The 19,098-nt window shown below is 38.2% G+C and carries 21 protein-coding genes and 2 other annotated features; of the genes, 17 read left to right on the forward strand and 4 right to left on the reverse strand.

Features of this window, described 5'->3' with window-relative positions:
* Positions 1-637: 637 nt before the first annotated feature.
* Genes IV84_RS05805 through IV84_RS05815 form a run of 3 tightly spaced genes read right to left on the reverse strand, consistent with a single transcriptional unit; the run spans position 638 to position 3,091 of the window.
* On the reverse strand, positions 638-2,020 hold the full coding sequence (locus IV84_RS05805) for a C1 family peptidase (RefSeq protein ID WP_056986241.1): 1,383 nt from the start codon (positions 2,018-2,020) through the stop codon (positions 638-640).
* 53 nt (positions 2,021-2,073) lie between these two features.
* Entirely contained in the window at positions 2,074-2,760 is a 687-nt protein-coding gene (rpiA, locus tag IV84_RS05810) for a ribose-5-phosphate isomerase RpiA (RefSeq protein WP_046872017.1), read from the reverse strand.
* Positions 2,747-3,091: a GNAT family N-acetyltransferase gene (locus tag IV84_RS05815; RefSeq protein WP_052694540.1), complete on the reverse strand. Its 345-nt coding sequence runs from the start codon at positions 3,089-3,091 to the stop codon at positions 2,747-2,749. The genes rpiA and IV84_RS05815 overlap by 14 nt, the downstream gene beginning before the upstream one ends.
* A 191-nt stretch (positions 3,092-3,282) precedes the next feature.
* Here IV84_RS05815 and IV84_RS05820 point away from each other — a divergent pair, with 191 nt between their 5' ends.
* From IV84_RS05820 to IV84_RS05895, 17 genes are all read left to right on the forward strand, one after another.
* Positions 3,283-3,819: a dCTP deaminase/dUTPase family protein gene (locus tag IV84_RS05820; RefSeq protein WP_046872018.1), complete on the forward strand. Its 537-nt coding sequence runs from the start codon at positions 3,283-3,285 to the stop codon at positions 3,817-3,819.
* Positions 3,820-3,905: 86 nt separating this feature from the next.
* On the forward strand, positions 3,906-5,276 hold the full coding sequence (radA, locus tag IV84_RS05825; RefSeq protein ID WP_046872019.1) for a DNA repair protein RadA: 1,371 nt from the start codon (positions 3,906-3,908) through the stop codon (positions 5,274-5,276).
* Between the two features lie 442 nt (positions 5,277-5,718).
* Positions 5,719-6,861 (forward strand): PIN/TRAM domain-containing protein, encoded by a 1,143-nt coding sequence (locus IV84_RS05830; protein WP_056986242.1) that lies wholly within the window; start codon positions 5,719-5,721, stop codon positions 6,859-6,861.
* A 122-nt stretch (positions 6,862-6,983) separates the two neighbouring features.
* A complete protein-coding gene (gene gltX, locus IV84_RS05835; protein ID WP_046872021.1) occupies positions 6,984-8,471 on the forward strand; it encodes a glutamate--tRNA ligase in 1,488 nt (495 codons plus the stop codon).
* 159 nt (positions 8,472-8,630) lie between these two features.
* Positions 8,631-10,037 (forward strand): cysteine--tRNA ligase, encoded by a 1,407-nt coding sequence (gene cysS, locus IV84_RS05840; protein ID WP_046872022.1) that lies wholly within the window; start codon positions 8,631-8,633, stop codon positions 10,035-10,037.
* 3 nt (positions 10,038-10,040) lie between these two features.
* Positions 10,041-10,460 (forward strand): Mini-ribonuclease 3, encoded by a 420-nt coding sequence (locus IV84_RS05845; protein WP_046872023.1) that lies wholly within the window; start codon positions 10,041-10,043, stop codon positions 10,458-10,460.
* Positions 10,447-11,235, forward strand: a complete 789-nt coding sequence (rlmB, locus tag IV84_RS05850) for a 23S rRNA (guanosine(2251)-2'-O)-methyltransferase RlmB (protein WP_046872024.1) — start codon at positions 10,447-10,449, stop codon at positions 11,233-11,235. The genes IV84_RS05845 and rlmB overlap by 14 nt, the downstream gene beginning before the upstream one ends.
* Before the next feature lie 147 nt (positions 11,236-11,382).
* Positions 11,383-11,979 (forward strand): sigma-70 family RNA polymerase sigma factor, encoded by a 597-nt coding sequence (locus IV84_RS05855; RefSeq protein ID WP_046872025.1) that lies wholly within the window; start codon positions 11,383-11,385, stop codon positions 11,977-11,979.
* Positions 11,980-12,102: 123 nt separating this feature from the next.
* On the forward strand, positions 12,103-12,252 hold the full coding sequence (gene rpmG / locus IV84_RS10695) for a 50S ribosomal protein L33 (protein ID WP_080945499.1): 150 nt from the start codon (positions 12,103-12,105) through the stop codon (positions 12,250-12,252).
* 13 nt (positions 12,253-12,265) lie between these two features.
* Positions 12,266-12,433 carry a preprotein translocase subunit SecE gene (gene secE / locus IV84_RS05860; protein ID WP_046871044.1) on the forward strand — a complete coding sequence of 56 codons (168 nt, stop codon included), beginning with the start codon at positions 12,266-12,268 and terminating at the stop codon, positions 12,431-12,433.
* 143 nt (positions 12,434-12,576) lie between these two features.
* On the forward strand, positions 12,577-13,125 hold the full coding sequence (gene nusG / locus IV84_RS05865) for a transcription termination/antitermination protein NusG (protein WP_046871045.1): 549 nt from the start codon (positions 12,577-12,579) through the stop codon (positions 13,123-13,125).
* Between the two features lie 156 nt (positions 13,126-13,281).
* Positions 13,282-13,707: a 50S ribosomal protein L11 gene (rplK, locus tag IV84_RS05870; RefSeq protein WP_056986243.1), complete on the forward strand. Its 426-nt coding sequence runs from the start codon at positions 13,282-13,284 to the stop codon at positions 13,705-13,707.
* Between the two features lie 88 nt (positions 13,708-13,795).
* A complete protein-coding gene (gene rplA, locus IV84_RS05875) occupies positions 13,796-14,485 on the forward strand; it encodes a 50S ribosomal protein L1 (protein WP_046871047.1) in 690 nt (229 codons plus the stop codon).
* A gap of 50 nt (positions 14,486-14,535) precedes the next feature.
* Positions 14,536-14,658 (forward strand) — a sequence feature (ribosomal protein L10 leader region).
* Between the two features lie 25 nt (positions 14,659-14,683).
* Positions 14,684-15,190: a 50S ribosomal protein L10 gene (gene rplJ, locus IV84_RS05880; RefSeq protein ID WP_046871048.1), complete on the forward strand. Its 507-nt coding sequence runs from the start codon at positions 14,684-14,686 to the stop codon at positions 15,188-15,190.
* Positions 15,191-15,226: 36 nt separating this feature from the next.
* Positions 15,227-15,595 carry a 50S ribosomal protein L7/L12 gene (gene rplL, locus IV84_RS05885; RefSeq protein ID WP_046871049.1) on the forward strand — a complete coding sequence of 123 codons (369 nt, stop codon included), beginning with the start codon at positions 15,227-15,229 and terminating at the stop codon, positions 15,593-15,595.
* Positions 15,596-15,860: 265 nt separating this feature from the next.
* Positions 15,861-16,114, forward strand: a binding site (T-box leader).
* A gap of 59 nt (positions 16,115-16,173) precedes the next feature.
* Positions 16,174-17,016 carry a homoserine O-acetyltransferase/O-succinyltransferase family protein gene (locus IV84_RS05890; protein ID WP_046871050.1) on the forward strand — a complete coding sequence of 281 codons (843 nt, stop codon included), beginning with the start codon at positions 16,174-16,176 and terminating at the stop codon, positions 17,014-17,016.
* A 110-nt stretch (positions 17,017-17,126) separates the two neighbouring features.
* Complete coding sequence (locus IV84_RS05895; RefSeq protein ID WP_046871051.1) at positions 17,127-18,374, forward strand: homoserine dehydrogenase; 1,248 nt, start codon at positions 17,127-17,129, stop codon at positions 18,372-18,374.
* A 61-nt stretch (positions 18,375-18,435) separates the two neighbouring features.
* Here the strand turns inward: IV84_RS05895 and IV84_RS05900 are convergent, their stop codons facing one another.
* Positions 18,436-19,014, reverse strand: a complete 579-nt coding sequence (locus IV84_RS05900; RefSeq protein WP_056986244.1) for an LOG family protein — start codon at positions 19,012-19,014, stop codon at positions 18,436-18,438.
* Positions 19,015-19,098: the final 84 nt, after the last annotated feature.

Consider the following 19,098-nt stretch of genomic DNA (forward strand, 5'->3'; position numbering starts at 1 on the left):
CTATTACCAACAACAGATATTGTAGAACCATTGTTGTTCAGGTTTTTGATGATTCTTTTTTTAGTCTGTTATTTTGGGTTTACTGATTTGTGGACAATTGCATAACACAAACTTGTACAAATGGGAGCACCTACAGCGAAAGTTGATTTCTGCTGTAGGTGCTCTATTTGTTTAGACCTTAATGTTCCGTTCACTAATTTGAGGACAACTCCTTGAAACAACTTTTAAAATCTAAGTGCACCTTTCGTGGGATTATGATCCCATCTCCGGTACCCTTACATTTTTAAAGTTAACCGTTTCAATCCGTTCACTAATCAGGACAACTTCACAAATCAGTCCAACAAAAATAAGCAAGGCTCCTAGCCAGGAATTCTCCTGACTTTCGCCTCGCTTATTTTTCTTGGACTAACAATTTGTTCCGTTCACTAATCTGAGGACAACTCCTTGAAACAACTTTAAAAATCTAAGTGTGCTTCCCGCGGGATTACGATCCCGCGCTACTTCATTACATCAGAAAATTTTCATTCTGAAAATCTTTTATCCTCTGTACGCTGTCGATTCTTGTGGCACAAAACAGCCGCAAGAATTCGCATCCAGCACCCTTACATTTTAAAAGTTAAGCGTTTCAATCCGTTCACTAATCTTTATATGCCAAAGCACCCATTGGATCCCATGGTAATAATTGTGTTGGTTCCTCAGCTTGTGCTTTACGTTGGTCTTCAGTTAAGAATTGCTTGTCCACAACAACTTGGTAGCAATATTCGCTCATCCAGTCGTCTGTCATGACCATGTAACCCTTTGTTCCAACCTTGTCGCCCCAGCTGTTTTCGACTTTCCACTTCTTAGGTTCGCCGTCAACTAAATCAACACCTGTAATAACCATTGCATGTGTCATTAAGCTTTCACTGTAATCTAAGCGTTCTGCTTTAGACATTGATAAATCAATATCAAAGAGGGATTCATCGTCGTAAACACCAAGGTCTAATAAACCGCGTTTTCTTGGTTCCGAATGCTGACCCACATCACAACCAAACCAAACACTATGACCAGCCTTAAGTTGATTAATAGCAGCTTGCTTGAAGTCATGCATGGTTAAGTTTAAATGCTTAACTTGACGGCCACCAACCACGTTACCTAACATTTCAATTGAGTAAGTATGGTTGAATGGTTTGTCATCTGTAGGAGCATTGATGATTGAGACGTAATCTTTAAGATCCCAGCCAACGAATTTTTCGTAGAATGACTTAGGTGTTAAACCAGCTTCACGATGGAAGTTTTTGTCATCATCACGATATTCCCAGTCAAATGATGTAGGTGGTTCGCCGAAACTATAAGAAGCCATCCGGTAAACTTCCTCTAACATTTTTTCTTTACGTGATTGAACTTGTTCATCTGAAGTCTTATCATCATTTACAAGTTCGCGAAGTTCAACAGCATCTTTACGAAGCTTTTCGTTTAAGAGGGTGTTGAATTCGTTTGATTTGTTACTGTTGTAGGTTTCTGGATAAACAGATTCAGGAACAATGCCATACTTATCAATGATGGCACATAACATGTCCCACTGACCACCATCGCCTTGAGGTTCGTTCATTAACCATGAAACTTTGCGATCTGAAGTTGGTTTATCAGCAGTTGCAATCACATTTTCGTAGAACCAGTTTGACTTTTCAAACTTATCCCAGAAGAAAGTATAGTTTTGTGAAAGTTCAAAATCTTTAATTTTGAATTCTTCTGATAAATGATGACGCATTGTATTTAATGCGGCGAACATCCAACAACGGCCACTTTGCTTTTGGTTAGCAACGGCACCTGTCTCTAAATCAATTGAGAAAACGGGACTGAAATCAGCACCACCACGAAGGCCTTCACTAGCAGCTAAAATACCATTCTTGGTTACTGCACGTTCAAGCACCTTGGATTTGTTTTGTTCGTTATAATTTTTTGCGTAACGAGCAACTTGATCTTTAGAAATACTATTATTACTCAATATATTCACTCCTAACCTTTGATATATAAACATTGTAGCCGAAAAAGAATGATTAGTAAATGCTTAAATCTTGATTAAAAAATAACTTAGGGACGGGCCTGAATAACTTCAGGACCATTTTGGCGGCCGACGATAACAGTATTGACCATGTCGAGGAAGAGACCTTGTTCAACAATTCCTACTTGTTTGATTAAGTAGTCAGCTAGTTCGTGCGGATGTTTAATTTCACCAAGATGTAAATCAATGACGTAGTTTTTTGAATCGGTTAAAACATGGTTGCCACTGTCATCTAAACGAAATTTGGGATGTAATCCTTTAGCATCAAGCTTTTTGAAAACTTGTTTGCTACCATAGGGGATGACTTCTAAAGGCAGTGGGAACTTGCCAAGGGTAGAAACCATTTTTGATTCGTCTACGATCCACATCACTTTTGTGGAATTAGTTGCAACAATTTTTTCGAAGAGGTGAGCGGCACCGCCTCCTTTAATTCCTTGGTAATCAGCACTAATTTCATCGGCGCCATCAATTGTCAAATCAATGTGATCGACTTCATCAACTGATTTGACCGAAATACCTAATGATTTTGCTTGTTCGGCTGTCCGATTGGAAGTGGGAACGCCAGTAATATGAAGATTTTCGTTTTTTACGCGTTCACCTAGGGCATCAACCATGAATTTTACGGTTGAGCCAGTCCCAAGTCCCACTACCATGTTATCTTTAATAAACTTAACTGCTTCTTGGCCGACTAATTTTTTTAATTCATTTTGTTCCATTATTATTTTGCTCCATTTCTTGTAAGCTATTTTTGGTTTGGTCATCAACTGGAATCTGGGGATCAATCAGAAACTGATATTCCGGGTGCTTGGTTAAATAAACTTGTGCATAAGGGCACAGCGGGTAGATCTTTTTATTCTGATTTTTTGCATAAGTCAGCATTTCAACCATTAACTGTTGAGCAATTCCCTGTCCTCTAAGACTAGGATCAACAAAAACCTGTTCAATAACTAATGTTTGATCATCGCGAATGGAAAAATAAGTAACATCTCCACCAAGTTTATCTTCGTGCATAAATTTAATTTGTTTGCCATCGTTTGTAAATTTCATGCAGCCACTTCCTTATATAGAATAAACGCTTTCTCACTAATTGTCCCTTGCTATTTTTGTAAAGTCAATTAGAAACATAAATTATCAATTGAATTAGTTTACAAAACGTGATTACAAACGGATAATGTACAAAGATTGTCTCTTTTACTGCGAACTTACTTGTTAGACGAATCAGAGAGGAATTATTAAATATGAAACGTGGATTTGAAGTTGTATCAAAGGATAAAGAACAGGCTCTAAATTTGCCATACCGTTCCACCACTAATGCGGCCGGATATGATTTTGAAGCATCAAAGGATTTTGTTTTACCATCAATTTGGAAGGCTAATTTTTTGAAAGTTATTTGGCTATTACATCACAATAAAATAGTTACTGAAGCAGACTTAGTAAGTGGAAGTAAAGATTTAAAACCTTTTTTAGTGCCAACCGGAATTAAGGCCTACATGCAAAATGATGAATATTTACTACTTGCAAACCGGTCAAGTAGCCCGTTGAAGTGGAATGTAATTTTGCCGAATGGAGTAGGAATTATCGATGCTGATTATTATAATAATGAAAGCAACGAGGGCGAAATTTATTTTCAACTGATTAATATGGGATTGCGCGATATTACCATTAAAAAGGGTGAACGAATTGGTCAAGGAATTTTTATGCCATATTTACAAGCTGATGGCAAGGATGAACGTGCCCAAGTTCGTAAGGGTGGATTTGGTTCGTCTGGCATGTAGCATCGAAGCTTAAGGATTAGTAAAATTATTTTGTGGTCAATTGTTTTTAAAGGAATATGCTAAAATTGAAGGGAGCTAATACTACCATGGCAAAAGCAAAAACTCAGTTTGTTTGTCAAAACTGCGGGTATGTTTCACCACGTTTCTTGGGCCGTTGTCCAGGCTGCGGTCAATGGAATACTTTGGTTGAAGAACGCGTGGGCGCTGAGAAAGAAAATCATAAGGCTCGCGTTAGTTTTGAAGGTAAACGTGCTAAACCACAAATTTTAAGCGAAGTTGATATGTCTGAGGCACCGCGAATTAAAACTGGTTTAAAGGAATTTAATCGTGTCTTGGGTGGCGGAATTGTTCCTGGGTCACTGGTCTTGATCGGAGGAGATCCTGGAATTGGAAAGTCTACCTTGATGCTCCAAATTTCCGGGCAACTAAGTGAAACAAAACGGCGAGTATTGTATGTTTCTGGTGAAGAAAGTGCTGCTCAAATTAAGATGCGGGCAGAACGGCTTCATGTAGCAAGTGAAAACTTTTACTTGTTTCCAGAAACAGATATGACTAACATTCAGGATGCCATCAAAGAAGTTAAGCCTAGCTTTGTAATTATTGATTCAATTCAAACGATGCAAGAACCAGATATTCAATCGGCGGTTGGAAGCGTGGCGCAGGTTCGCGAAGTTACAGCCGAATTGATGCAAATTGCTAAAACCAATAACATTACGATTTTTATTGTGGGACATGTAACAAAAGGTGGCGCAATTGCTGGGCCCAAGATTCTTGAACATATGGTTGATACCGTGCTGTATTTTGAAGGTGATTTACATCATACTTATCGAATTCTTCGTGCCGCTAAAAACCGGTTTGGATCTACGAATGAGCTTGGAATTTTTGAAATGCGTGAATCTGGCTTGCGAGAGGTAGCCAATCCTTCAGAAATCTTCTTGGAAGAGCGATTGAAAGATGCAACTGGTTCGGCAATTGTGGTTTCAATGGAAGGAACACGACCAATTCTAGTGGAGATTCAAGCTCTGATGACGCCAACGACCTATGGGAATGCTAAACGAACGGCCACTGGATTAGACCATAATCGGGTATCGTTGATTATGGCAGTTTTGGAAAAGCGCGCAAACTTTTTGTTGCAAAATCAAGATGCTTATCTAAAAGCGGCAGGTGGAGTTAAGTTGGATGAGCCGGCGATTGATTTGGCTATTGCCATCAGCATTGCGTCTAGTTATCGAAATATCGGGACTGACCCAATGGATGCGTTTGTCGGTGAAATTGGATTAACTGGAGAAGTGCGTCGGGTAAGTCGAATTGAGCAGCGGGTAGCTGAAGCTCAAAAATTAGGGTTCAAACGAATTTATATACCAAAGAATAATTTACAGGGGTGGACGCCGCCAACTGGAATCAAGGTTGTTGGGGTGGCAACTTTAAGTGATGCCTTGAAGCGTGTCTTTCATTAAGACGGGTGATGCGAAATCAATAGACATTGATTACGAAAAAGGCCAGTCCGACTTAGCGCTTTAGCGGTTAGGAGGATGGACATCCGTAGTGAGGATAAGATTTTGCGAAGGCAAAATAGACAATAGATTACGAAGAGGAGCCAGTCCGACTTAGCGCTTTAGCGGTTAGAACGGATGGACATCCGTAATGAGGATAAGATTTTGCGAAAGCAAAATAGACAATAGATTACGAAAAGGAGCCAGTCCGACTTAGCGCTTTAGCGGTTAGAACGGATGGACATCCGCATGAGGATAAGATTTTGCGAAAGCAAAATAGACATTAGATTACGAAAAGGAGCCAGTCCGACTTAGCGCTTTAGCGGTTAGAACGGATGGACATCCGCATGAGGATAAGATTTTGCGAAAGCAAAATAGACATTAGATTACGAAAAGGAGGGATACTTTGAAAAAGAATATTATTAAAGCTGTTTTCGCACTAGCAGGTGGTGGCATTGGAGTCATTCTTTTACCACCACTGTGGGTATTAGTGTCGTTAAACAAGTATTGGTGGCTAAATAATTCAGTAACAAATTTCTTAGTTGGAGCAATTATTTTCTTTATTATTTCACTGTTTTTAGCCGGTTATATTGAAAAGTTAGTCAAAAGATTAGAACGACATATTGCAGCAATTCCACCCGTTCGATTGTTCTATGGTAGTTTATCAACAGTTGTGGGCTTGGTGCTGGCCATTTTGATTTCAACTTTGTTTTATCGTCAACAAACCTTTTTCTTAAATACAGTTATTCCAATTATTTTGATGCTAACATTTGGGTATTTGGGTTTTCGAATTGGGACAACGCAAGCTGACGAATGGCGGAAATTGTTTACATGGCGGAAAGAACCCGAAAACGCCAAGAATGTTTTAGAGCGAAAAGTGGATGATAATTTTCATCATTACAAAATTCTGGATACTAATATTTTGATTGATGGACGGATCTATGATCTAATCAAAACTGGATTTATCGAGGGAACGTTACTGGTACCCAACTTTGTCCTATATGAACTGCAATATATTGCAGACTCTTCTGATAGTATTAAGCGAGTACGAGGTCGTCGTGGCTTAGATATTTTAAACAAATTGCAGAATGAACATGTGATGCCGGTTGAGATGTATGAGGGCGACTATGACGAGATTGATGAAGTCGATAGTAAACTGATTCAGTTGGCTAAGGACAAAGATGCAGTTATTGTGACCAATGATTATAATTTAAACAAAGTTAGTCAGTTTCAAAATGTTCAGGTTCTTAATATCAATGCGCTGGCTAACGCACTGAAACCACGGGTAATTCCAGGTGAAAATATGCATGTTATGGTTGTGAAAAATGGAACTGAACGGCAGCAAGGGGTTGCTTATTTAGATGATGGGACCATGGTTGTGGTTGAAGAAGGTAAATACTTTATCAATCAAGAGCTTGATGTCGTTGTGACGAGTGCCCTTCAAACCGATGCTGGCCGGATGATTTTTGCGAAACCATTACATTCAACACGTGGCATTGCCGATAAAAAACCGGATCAAAAGCCAGATAAAAAGAAATCTGGAAAGTAATAGAAACAAATGTAAAGAAGCTTTTTTAGTTGCTTACTGGATTGTGCCTTTATTTATTTAAGCGGCAATTGTACAATTGATTAAGTAATAAAATGTGAAAAACTTAGAAAGAGGCGTTAATTTTGGCAAAAAGTAAGATTCGTGTTCGTTATGCACCAAGTCCTACTGGTCATCTGCATATTGGTAATGCGCGAACAGCATTATTTAACTATTTGTTTGCTCGTCATTACAAAGGCAAGTTTATTATTCGAATTGAGGATACTGATACCAGTCGTAACATCAAAGATGGTGAACGTAGTCAGCTTGAAAACCTCAAATGGCTAGGTTTGGACTGGGATGAAGGTCCAGACAAGCCTGGCGATTATGGTCCTTATCGTCAATCAGAACGAAAGGCAATTTACTTGCCATTGATTCAGGAATTGATTGATAAAGACTTGGCTTATGAATCCTATGAAACTGAAGAAGAACTCCAAGCCCAACGTGAGGCTCAAAAAGCTCGTGGTGAGATGCCACATTATGAATATGAATATGCTGGTATGACGGAAGACGAGAAACAAGCTAAGATTGCTGAATCTAAGGCTGCTGGTTTGGAACCAGTTATTCGTTTCCGCGTTCCTGAACATAAAACATATGCTTGGGATGATATTGTTAAAGGCAAAATTTCGTTTGATTCAAGTACTATTGGTGGTGATTTCGTCATTCAAAAACGTGATGGAATGCCAACTTATAACTTTGCGGTTGTTGTTGATGATCACAAGATGGAAATTTCACACGTTTTCCGTGGGGATGATCATGTTGCAAATACACCAAAACAATTAATGATTTACGAAGCATTCGGCTGGGAACCACCTAAGTTTGGTCACATGAGCTTAATCATTAACAGTGAAACTGGTAAGAAATTGAGTAAACGTGACGAAAGCGTTCTTCAATTTATCGAACAATATCGTTCATTAGGTTATCTACCAGATGCCATGATGAATTTTATCGTATTGCTCGGTTGGTCACCAGTTGGTGAAAGTGAAATCTTTAACCAACGTGAATTAATCAAAATGTATGATGAAAAACGTTTGAGTAAATCACCAGCTGCATTTGACGGTAAGAAGTTGGAGTGGATTAACAACCAATACGTTAAAGCTGCTGATGAGGACCGCGTGATGGATTCTGCATTGAAGCAATTGATTAAGGCTGGAAACATTGAAAAAGGTGCTTCGCCAGAACGCATTGAATGGGCGCGGAAGTTGATTAATTTGTATAAACGTCAAATGAGTTATACAGCGCAAATCAATGATATGGCTGATTTATTCTTTAATGGTCCTGATGAAATTGACGAAGAAGCTAAACAAGAAATGGCTGCAGATACTGCTTTGCCAGTTCTAAAAGCAATTTATGCCAAATTTGAGAAGATGGAAATCTTTGATACCGTTGAAATTTTAGCTTCGATTAAAGCTGTTCAAAAAGAAACGGGTGTTAAAGGCCGGGCTTTATGGATGCCAATTCGGATTGCAATTACGCATGAAATGCACGGACCAGAATTACCAGAAACGATTGAATTGTTAGGTCAAAAGACATCAATGTCTCACCTAAAAGCAATGATCGATGAAATGGATTAAGATAATTTTACTTTAAATTGAAATATTAGATGACATGTAATTTTCAAAAATTACGTGTCATTTTTTTGATAGTTAAGTAATTTTTGGGTTTTCTGGGTTGAAATCGGGATATGTGATAAAATCAAACCAGATAGAAAAAAAGGAAAAGAGGCCGTTTGAATGATTAATCTTTATAATACAATGACACGCAAAAAAGAGCCGTTTCAGCCGATTACGCCTGGGGTAGTGAATATGTATGTCTGTGGTCCCACTGTATATAATTACATTCATATCGGTAATGCGCGGAGTATCATTGCTTTTGATACCGTTCGTCGTTATTTTGAATATCGCGGTTTTAAGGTGAATTTTGTTTCTAATTTTACTGATGTTGATGATAAAATGATTAATACTGCTAAGAAAGAGGGAACGACTGTCCCAAAACTAGCAGAGAAATTCATTCAAGCGTTTATGCAGGACAGCAAAGCTATTAATGTTGAACCAGCCACAGTGAATCCGCGAGCTACGCAAAATGTTCCCGAAATTGTGGACTTTATTCAGGTATTAATTGATAAAGGGTACGCTTATGCTTCAGATGGAGATGTTTATTACCGGACGCGTAAGTTTGCTAATTACGGCAAATTATCTGGTCAAAATATTGATGAACTTGAGCAAGGGGCCAGCGAGCATATTAATGACGAGGAGACTGCTCGTAAGGAAGATCCGATTGATTTTGCGTTGTGGAAAGGTGCTAAAGCCGATGAAATTTCCTGGGATGCCCCTTGGGGAAAAGGTCGGCCCGGCTGGCATATTGAATGTTCGGTGATGGCTACCAAATATCTAGGTGATACAATTGACATTCATGCGGGTGGCGAAGATCTGGAATTTCCTCACCATGAAAATGAAATTGCTCAAAGTGAAGCCAAGACTGGGAAGAAGTTTGCCAATTATTGGATGCATAATGGTTTTGTCACGGTTGGCGATGAAAACGAAAAAATGAGTAAATCGCTTGGTAATTTTGTTACGGTCCACGATATTATTAATGAAATGGATCCCCAAATTTTGCGCTTGTTTATGGCAACGACTCAGTATCGTCGGCCAATTCAATATACGCGAGAAAATTTGGAAGAAGCTGGTAACAACCTGGCAAAATTACAAAATGCGTTTGCCAATTTAAATTATCGTTTTCAAAATTCTGAATCTGGTGCAGATGCAGGGACTGATAAGCGAGTTAAAGAACTTGTCGAGCAATTTACTACTGCAATGGATGATGATTTTAACGTGCAGAATGGTATTGCTGTAGTTTATGAATTAGCTAAAGTTTTGAATGTTTATAGTGAGCAAGCAACCGTGAAAAAAGAAACGTTAGAGTTATTGAAAACTACTTTTGTCCAGCTGGTTAGCATCTTCGGAATTAAATTAGAAGAAGGACAATTAGAGGACGAAACAATTAAACAACTGATTGTGGAACGCGATGCTGCAAGAGATAACAAGGATTTTAAACGGAGCGATGAAATTCGAGATCAATTAAAAGAACAGGGTATTAACTTGGAGGATACTCCCCAAGGAACTCGGTGGAAAAGGGCCTAAAGAATGACAGAAAATGACACGTACAAACAATTGAACGGAATTGCGCTCGCTTATCTAGGGGATGCGGTTTACGAAGTTTATATTAGAAGACATCTTATTAATAAGGGGCTGACCAAACCTACAAAGTTACATCACACGGCCACTAATTTTGTTTCAGCGAAGGCCCAAGCAGCTCTGATTGATGTAATGAAAGAGCAAGACATTCTAACGGAAACCGAGCAGGACTATTTTAAACGGGGACGTAATTCTAAGAGTCATACTTCTGCAAAGAATACTTCCGTCTTAACCTATCGGATTTCTACTGGATTTGAGGCGTTGATGGGCTACCTTTCTTTGAGTGGCCAGCAAGAACGTTTGGATTGGCTCGCTAATTGGTGTATCACGCAAGTTGAGGAAGGAAAAATAACCCATGCCACAAAATAATTATAATCAAGATCAATCAAGTACAGATACAAACGAGGGCCAAGGCGATTTTATCATTGGTCGTCATCCGGCTGTTGCAGCTTTAAAGTCACAGCAAACAATCAACAAAGTTTTTATCCAAGAAAACTTAAAATCAGATGCCATTCATGACATTGTGAAATTGGCAGAGAAACGGAAATTAATCGTTTCAATCGTGCCCAAACGGAAGTTAGATCATTTAGCAGATGGCGAAAATCATCAGGGTGTTGTGTTAGCCATTGCGGCTTTTGAGTACGCCACAATTGATGATGTTTTCCAGAAAGCTAAAGATCAAGATGAGTCACCCTTTATCTTGATTTTGGATAACATTGAAGATCCCCACAACTTGGGCTCAATTTTGAGAACGGCTGATGCAGCGGGTGTTCATGGCGTAATCATTCCGAAACATCGCGCGGTTGGTTTGACCAGTACGGTTGCAAAAACCTCTGCAGGAGCCATCGAACATGTACCTGTTGTCCGCGTAGTTAACCTTGTGAATACGGTTAAAGAATTAAAAAAACGAGGTATGTGGATTTTTGGCACGGACATGGATGGAACCGATTATCGAAAATGGGATGCTAAAGGTTCAATTGGTTTAATTATTGGGAATGAAGGCAAAGGAATTTCACCATTGTTGAAAAAACAGGTTGATGAAACACTTACGATTCCAATGGTTGGGCAAGTTCAAAGCTTAAATGCAAGTGTCGCAGCTAGTTTATTGATTTACCAAGGCTTTTCTACACGGCATCCACTATAAAATAAAAAAGTAGCAATTATCGATTATGTGAATTGAAATCATCGGTAATTGTTATTTTTTTACGAAAAAGTTTAAACGCACGTTCGCTTGTCGGTAAGGTGTATCTTTGATATATTATTTTTTGAGGAGGCTGGTTAGGAGTAATTAATGTCAAACTTTAACCGGCAAGTTGATGAAGACCGTGAAGCTGAATTAATTAAAAACAGCAAGATGGGTGACTCAGCTAGTTTTGAAATCCTGTTTCGGCAATATTGTCCAATTGTGATTCATATTAAGGATAAGTACTTTTTACGCACATATGATTTGGACGATTGGTTGCAAGAAGGGCGAATTATATTCTTTAATACTCTTGCAAATTACGATACGAAGCGGCATATTACCTTAGGAAAATATTTTCAGGCTAACTTTCAGAACCGAGTTTATAGTTTAATTCGTCGAGAAATGGCGGTTAAACGGCGCTCAGATTTATTCTGTAACTCGTTAGAAACAATGAAAACTGAAAGCGGAGAATACGAGCGCCTTTTTATGACAAAACATGGTGGCCCTGATGAATTGGTGGTGCTGAAGGAAAATTGTGAACGATATTATTCTGATCTCTCAAGATTTGAGGCCCAAGTTTTTAAATATTATTATCAGGGCAAACATTCAGTGGAGATCGCAAGTTTATTACATTGTGAGGTTCCTCGAGTGTCGAATGCAGTTAGTCGTTGTCGCAATAAATTTGCCAAACGGGTTTCAAAGTGAATGATTTAAAAAATAGAGTGTGAGCTCTATTTTTTTGCGTTTAAGGAAATATATATCACGTTGAAATTGACATAGAGGGTTGCAAATGATAAAGTTAAGTCTGATTAATTAGGGAGATAAACTATGTCACAAAAACAAATTGCGTTAGCTTGTTCAGTTTGTGGATCACGAAACTACACAGTGGCTGCTAATCCCAACCGAACAACAAGGTTAGAAGTTAAAAAATATTGTAAACACTGTAATAAGCATACTATACATCGAGAAACACGCTAGGAGGAAAAGTTCAATGAAATTTATTAAAAGTGTTATCCAAGAGATGCATGAGGTCACGTGGCCCAATGCACGTCAACTTCGTAAGGATTCTTCTTCTGTCATTGGACTATCGGTATTCTTCGTTGCTTTCTTTGCCTTAGTAGATTGGCTAATTCAGCTATTATTGAGCTCATTAAAGTAAGCAATAGCGTTAGTTATGTTTTTTTGGTACAATGAGTGTGTTGGAACTTCGTGTAGACGGAGTTTTTTTATTTTGTTTAGATATTGAAAATAAGAGTTTGTGGTAAAAAAACTAGTCATAAATTTTGAAGAGGAGAAATAAAATTGGAAACAACTGAGAAAAATTGGTACGTTTTACATACTTATTCAGGTTACGAAAATAAAGTGAAGGCTAACTTGGAGTCCCGTTCACTTTCTATGGGAATGGAGAATAATATTTTTCGCGTCGTTGTTCCTGAAGAAGAAGAACACGAAACTAAAAATGGTAAAGACAAAGTAACAATGAAAAAGGAGTTTCCAGGTTATGTTTTAGTGGAAATGGTTATGTCTGATCAGGCTTGGTATATTGTTCGAAACACACCCGGTGTAACTGGATTTGTTGGCTCGCATGGATCTGGAAGCAAACCATCACCACTGTTACCAGATGAAGCAGAGCGTATTCTTCGTCATTTGGGAATGTCCGTTCGTCACGCTACCATTGACGTCGAAGTTGGAGAAACAGTTAAGATCGTTGATGGCGCATTCTCTGGTTTAACAGGTAAGATTACTGAAGTTGACAATAAAAATATGACGCTTAAGGTTAATATTAATATGTTTGGTCGTGAAACAAGTACTGAACTTGATATGGAACAAGTTGATAAACTTGATTCATAAATCAGAAAAATGGTTTAAGTTATAGTGAATTCAAGATTGTTCTTTTGATTCTTGCATGGTATACTTTAAAAGTATGCTTTGCATATAGACACGCGTGGGAGAGGAAATTTAAATCCTCATCATAACCACACACGGACTTATAAGGAGGTATGTCTCGTGGCAAAAAAAGTCGCAAATTTAGTTAAATTACAAATTCCTGCTGGAAAAGCAACCCCAGCTCCACCAGTTGGTCCTGCATTAGGTCAAGCAGGTATCAATATTATGGGATTTACAAAGGAATTTAATGCACGTACAGCTGATCAGGCTGGGATGCTTATTCCTGTTGTAATCACTGTTTATGAAGATCGTTCATTCGATTTCGTTACAAAGACTCCACCTGCTTCTGTTCTCTTGAAGAAAGCTGCCGGTGTTGAACATGGTTCTGGTGAACCTAACACGAACAAGGTTGCAACTGTAACCAAGGATCAAGTTAAGGAAATCGCCGAAACAAAAATGCAAGATCTAAACGCCGCAAACTTTGAGTCTGCAATGCGCATGGTCGAAGGTACTGCACGCAGCATGGGCTTTGATGTTAAAGACTAAGTTGTTGTAGTCGGATACTCCGTTAAAATGGATGTATCAAGTGGGAGGAAAATCCGATAAAACCACATTTGCAAGGAGGAAAACACAGATGGCAAAAAGAGGTAAAAAGTATCAAGATGCTTTAAAGCAGGTTGATATTACAAAAGCATATGCACCAAAGGAAGCTTTGGAATTAGTTAAGAAAATTGACTTTGCTAAGTTTGATGCAACCGTTGAAACAGTATTTAAATTAAATGTAGATACAAAACAGGCTGACCAACAATTGCGTGGCGCCGTTGTTTTGCCAAACGGAACTGGTAAAGAACAAACAGTTATCGTTTTTGCTAAGGGTGAAAAAGCTAAAGATGCTGAAGCTGCTGGTGCTGATGTTGTTGGTGATGACGACTTAGTACAACGGATTCAGGGTGGCTGGCTTGATTTTGACGTTGCCGTTGCAACACCTGATATGATGGCACAAGTTGGACGTTTGGGTCGTGTACTTGGACCTAAAGGTTTAATGCCTAACCCTAAGACAGGGACTGTCACAATGGATGTTAAGAAGGCCGTTGAAGAATCTAAAGCTGGTAAGGTGACTTACAGAACTGACCGTGATGGTAACGTTCATGTGCCAATTGGTAAGGTATCATTTGATGCTGACAAGTTGTTAGGCAACTTAGATGTCATTGAAGAAACAATTGTTCATGCACGTCCAGCATCTGTTAAAGGAACTTATGTAAGCAACGTTTCTGTTACTTCAACATTTGGGCCTGGCGTTCATGTTGATCTTTCACAATTCTAAATTGAATTGAATGTTGACATGGAAGTTGTTTCTATGGTAACTTGGACTAGTAATTATAATTGAATTTGCCTAAGACTCAGGTGACGTTGGTTCGTCTTAATTTTACCTGCCGAGGAACGTAGAAATGTATATTTCCGCATCCGAAGTCTGGGTGCGGATTTTTTATAGTTTTTAAAAACTTGCTGGAGGTGAAAATTAATGAGTAAAGAAGCAATTGCTAAAAAAGCTGTTGTTGTCGATAAAGCTGCTGAGTATTTCAGTAATGCTGCTTCTGCAATCGTTGTTAATTCTCGTGGATTAACTGTTGCTGAGGATACAGAGTTACGTAAAGAGTTACGTGATGCTGGTGTTACGATGCATGTGATCAAGAACAAGATCTTGACTCGTGCTGCTGACAAAGCAGGTTATTCCGATTTAAACGATGTCTTTGTTGGACCAAGTGCGGTTGCATTTTCTGATGAAGATCCAGTTGCACCTGCTAAGATTTTGAAGAAGTTCGCTGATGAACATGATGCTCTTGAACTTAAGGGTGGCATGATCGAAGGTAAGGTAGCTTCAATCGAAGAAATTGGAGTTTACGCTTCAATGCCTAGCCGTGAAGACTTGCTCAGCATGCTTGCTAATGTATTACAGGCACCTGTACGCAATGTTGCATACGCTGTTAAGGCTGTTTCAGACAAGAAGTCTGAAGAAGACGCTGCTTAATTTAAATTAGACAAACAAAAATGGAGGATACAAACAATGGCATTAGATAAAGACCAATTTATTGAAGACTTAAAAGGTGCTTCAATTACAGACTTAAACGATTTAGTTAAAGCTATCGAAGACGAATTCGGTGTTTCAGCATCTGCACCAGTTGCTGCTGCAGGCGCTGATGGTGGCGATGGTGCTGCTGCAAAGACAACATTCACTGTTGAATTAACAGAAGCAGGTTCAGCTAAGGTTAAAGCAATCAAGGCTGTTCGTGAAATTACTGGACTTGGCTTGAAAGATGCTAAGGACCTTGTTGACAAGGCACCTTCAGCTATCAAATCAGATGTTTCAGAAGACGAAGCAAATGATGTTAAAGCTAAACTTGAAGAAGCTGGTGCTACAGTTACTGTTAAGTAATTTGAGCATAGCTAAGAGGAATCTACATTTGTGGATTCCTCTTTTTTTTGAATACTAACAAACTAGAAATACTGGTTTTGTTAGTGTTGAGCGATCGTTGAAAATGAGAATAATTTTTTCCCTTCCTGTAAATTGCTTTAATAGATTTTTTTGTGGGAAAAGGTAGATTAGATTTCAATGCTTTGAAATTTAGAATATGATCGAATTTTGAAATTCGTTATTGACTTTGATATGAGCAAATGCTAAATTAAGTTAACGTTAAAAGCATTAAACGTTGATGAGAAGAGTAAGATTGGAAAACTTCTTAAAGAGAGCCTCAATTGGTGTAACGAGGTGTTGTTTAAAAATCTGAAAATGAGCTCGGAGTTGGTGATCGGTCACTGTTTGGCTGATTTCCCGGTAGTAACCGATACATTACGGAGCATTCCTGGTTTTTAACTTTGGAGTGCTTACTGAGTTTAATATGATAATATTATGTATTAAAAATTGGGTGGCACCGCGAAAGTCTTCGTCCCATAATCTTTTATAAGATTATGAGATGAAGACTTTTTTATTTTGTACAAAAGAAGGCCAATAGCATGACAGCAAACGCGATAAACGGATTTTTGAATTTTAATCAAAAGTGGCAAAATGCGGCAGAGTTGAATAATCCCTTAAGTGTCCTTGTTCTAAATTTAATGCCGACTAAACAGGCAACAGAGCGTCAGTTTTTAGAATCTTTTAATCACATGAAACAAGATGTTAGGTTTACCTTTGCTTATCCAGAAAGCCATTCTTTTAAGGGCACGTCACGCACGGCAATGGCTAGTTCATATCTCAAATTTAGCGATGCCGCGCAAAAAGATTACGATGCTTTAATTATTACTGGAGCACCTGTTGAAACTTTGAACTTTGAGCAGGTTGATTATTGGCAGGAGTTCAAACAAATTATAGGTTGGTCTCATGAGCATGTGAAGCAGACCTTATTTGAGTGTTGGGCCTGCCAAGCTGCGTTGAAAGTTGAATTTAATGTTAAGAAAAGAGATTTACTTGAAAAAACATTTGGAATTTATTCAGCAACGCAAATTAATTTAAAAAGTCCCCTTGTTAAAGGATTTGGTGTTGAAAATCAGTTAAGGATGCCCCAATCTCGGCACACTAATATTGAACAGACGCATGGTGTAGAGGTTATTGCAAGCAATGACAAGATTGGACCAATGATTCTTTATGCACCGCAAATAAACCAAACTTATTTGACCGGTCATCCGGAATATGAGGCAGATACACTAAAAATTGAATATGAACGAGATTTGGGGAAAAAGCAGCGAATCCAGATTCCTACAAATTATTTTGATGATCAGAACAGAATTCGCTATACGTGGAAAAGGAGTAGTCATCTGATCTATCAAAATTGGCTTAACTTGATCCATCGAAAAAACTAATAATTTTTTAAAAAGTACAGTTTATGCCAACGGACAATGACATAGAAAAAATTTAATTAGCAAGTCTAATCAAACAACAATAAAATTTTGAATTTATAGGAGGCCTGGATATGACAGATATTTCAGTTGGTATGCTTGGTTGTGGAACAGTTGGAACAGGGGTATTGACGCTTTTAAAACGTGGGGCTAAACAAATTGCTGAATCGTTGAATGTGCATTTTAAAGTTAAAAAAATTGCAGTTAAGCATCCTGACAAAAAAAGAGACACTGAGTTAACAGAAAATATGCAGTTTACCGGTCAAATTGAAAATGTTATAAATGATCCTTCAATTCAAATTATTATTGAAGTTATGGGAACACTTAACGAGGCCTATGATGCAATTTATCAGGCAATTAGCAACGGAAAGTCTGTTATCACTGCTAATAAGGAATTAATTGCTTTAAAAGGACCACAATTGACTAGGCTTGCTCATGAAAAGCATGTTGATTTATATTACGAAGCTAGTGTTGGCGGTGGGATTCCAATTCTTCGTGTTTTAAGTGATAGTTTAATTACTGACCAAATTACGGGATTAACTGGCATTGTCAATGGAACTTCTAATTACGTTTTGAGTGCTATGAAAAACGATCATAATAGTTATGAAGAAAGTTTAAAACAGGCCCAAGAGCTCGGATACGCAGAAACCAATCCTGTTAATGATATTGAAGGTTTTGATGCCGCCTACAAACTAGCGATTTTAAGCCAGTTAGCATTTGGACAAACAATTAATTTAAAACAGTTAAATCGAAAAGGAATTGGACAAATTACTACTGAGGATATTAAGGGGGCCTCTCGTTTGGGATTGACCATCAAGCCAATTGTAATCGCACGAGAAAAACATCACGAATTGTATACGTTAGTGGGGCCGGTTGCAGTTTCTAGACAGTACCCACTAGCGACCGTCAATGGCGTTGAAAATAGTATCTTAGTCACTAGTACCGCATTGGGTACGACATCTTATACGGGGCCTGGAGCTGGCTCTGAGCCGACGGCAAATAGTGTAATGAGCGATTTATTGACGGTTACCCATCACTTGTTGTTAGATGAGAGTGGTACAAGTTTTAATATACCTGTTAATCACATTAAGGAACATTCTTTACTGGATCTTCCTTTAAAATATTTTGTTGCAATAAATGAAACGACTGTAGATAAACTTGAATCTTTTATAAATCATTCTGAATATATTGAAAACGTGGTTAGAATTAATCATTCTTATTTTCTTATTACTTCTAGTTTAGTGAAAGGAAAGAAAGCAGAATTAGTGGCCTTTTTTAATAAAGAAACAAAAGGTAGTCGTTTTTACCCTCTTTTGAAGTAAAGCCACCGATGCACATCTCTTGTTGAGACTTACATCGGTGGCTTTTGGTTTACTGGATATGTCAATTCGTCCATTTATTTGGTTGGGTATGTTGAAATCTTGCCAGTCGCTCAAATAAATCTGGAACATGATGAGCAGTAACAAACAAATTTAAATTTTCTTTAGGCGCGAATCCCGCTTCACAAGCATTGGTTAATAATTGAATTAGTGGATCATAAAAGCCATCTATATTTAGTAATGCAAGGGGTTTTTGGTGAAGATTGATTTGGCTCCAAGATAACAGTGTTAAAAATTCTTTGAACGTCCCAAAGCCGCCTGGTAATGCAATAAAAGCATCAGATGCATCTAACATGTATTGTTTTCGTTCGGAGATATCAGCAGTTGTAATGATTTTATCATCTGGAATTCGGGTCAGTTTTTCGTTTACAAGTATTTTAGGGATCACGCCAAGAATGTCTCCGCCCTTATTTAAAACTTCATTTCCAAGTACTCCCATGAGTCCCAAACGGCCACCACCATACACAAGTCGTTGATGGTGAAGGGCAATATAATCTGCAAGTTCAATGGTACCCTTCTTATAATTATCATCATAGCCAGTATTAGATCCGCAAAATACACAAATTGATTGGATTGATTTCATATTGATAGCTCCATTCTAAAAAAAACGTCACTTAGTTAGTAAACTAGTGACGTTTTTTGGGTCTACACTTTCTGGTATTGGTGA

Origin of the sequence: Pediococcus damnosus, from assembly GCF_001437255.1 — a bacterium.
Taxonomy (GTDB): domain Bacteria; phylum Bacillota; class Bacilli; order Lactobacillales; family Lactobacillaceae; genus Pediococcus; species Pediococcus damnosus.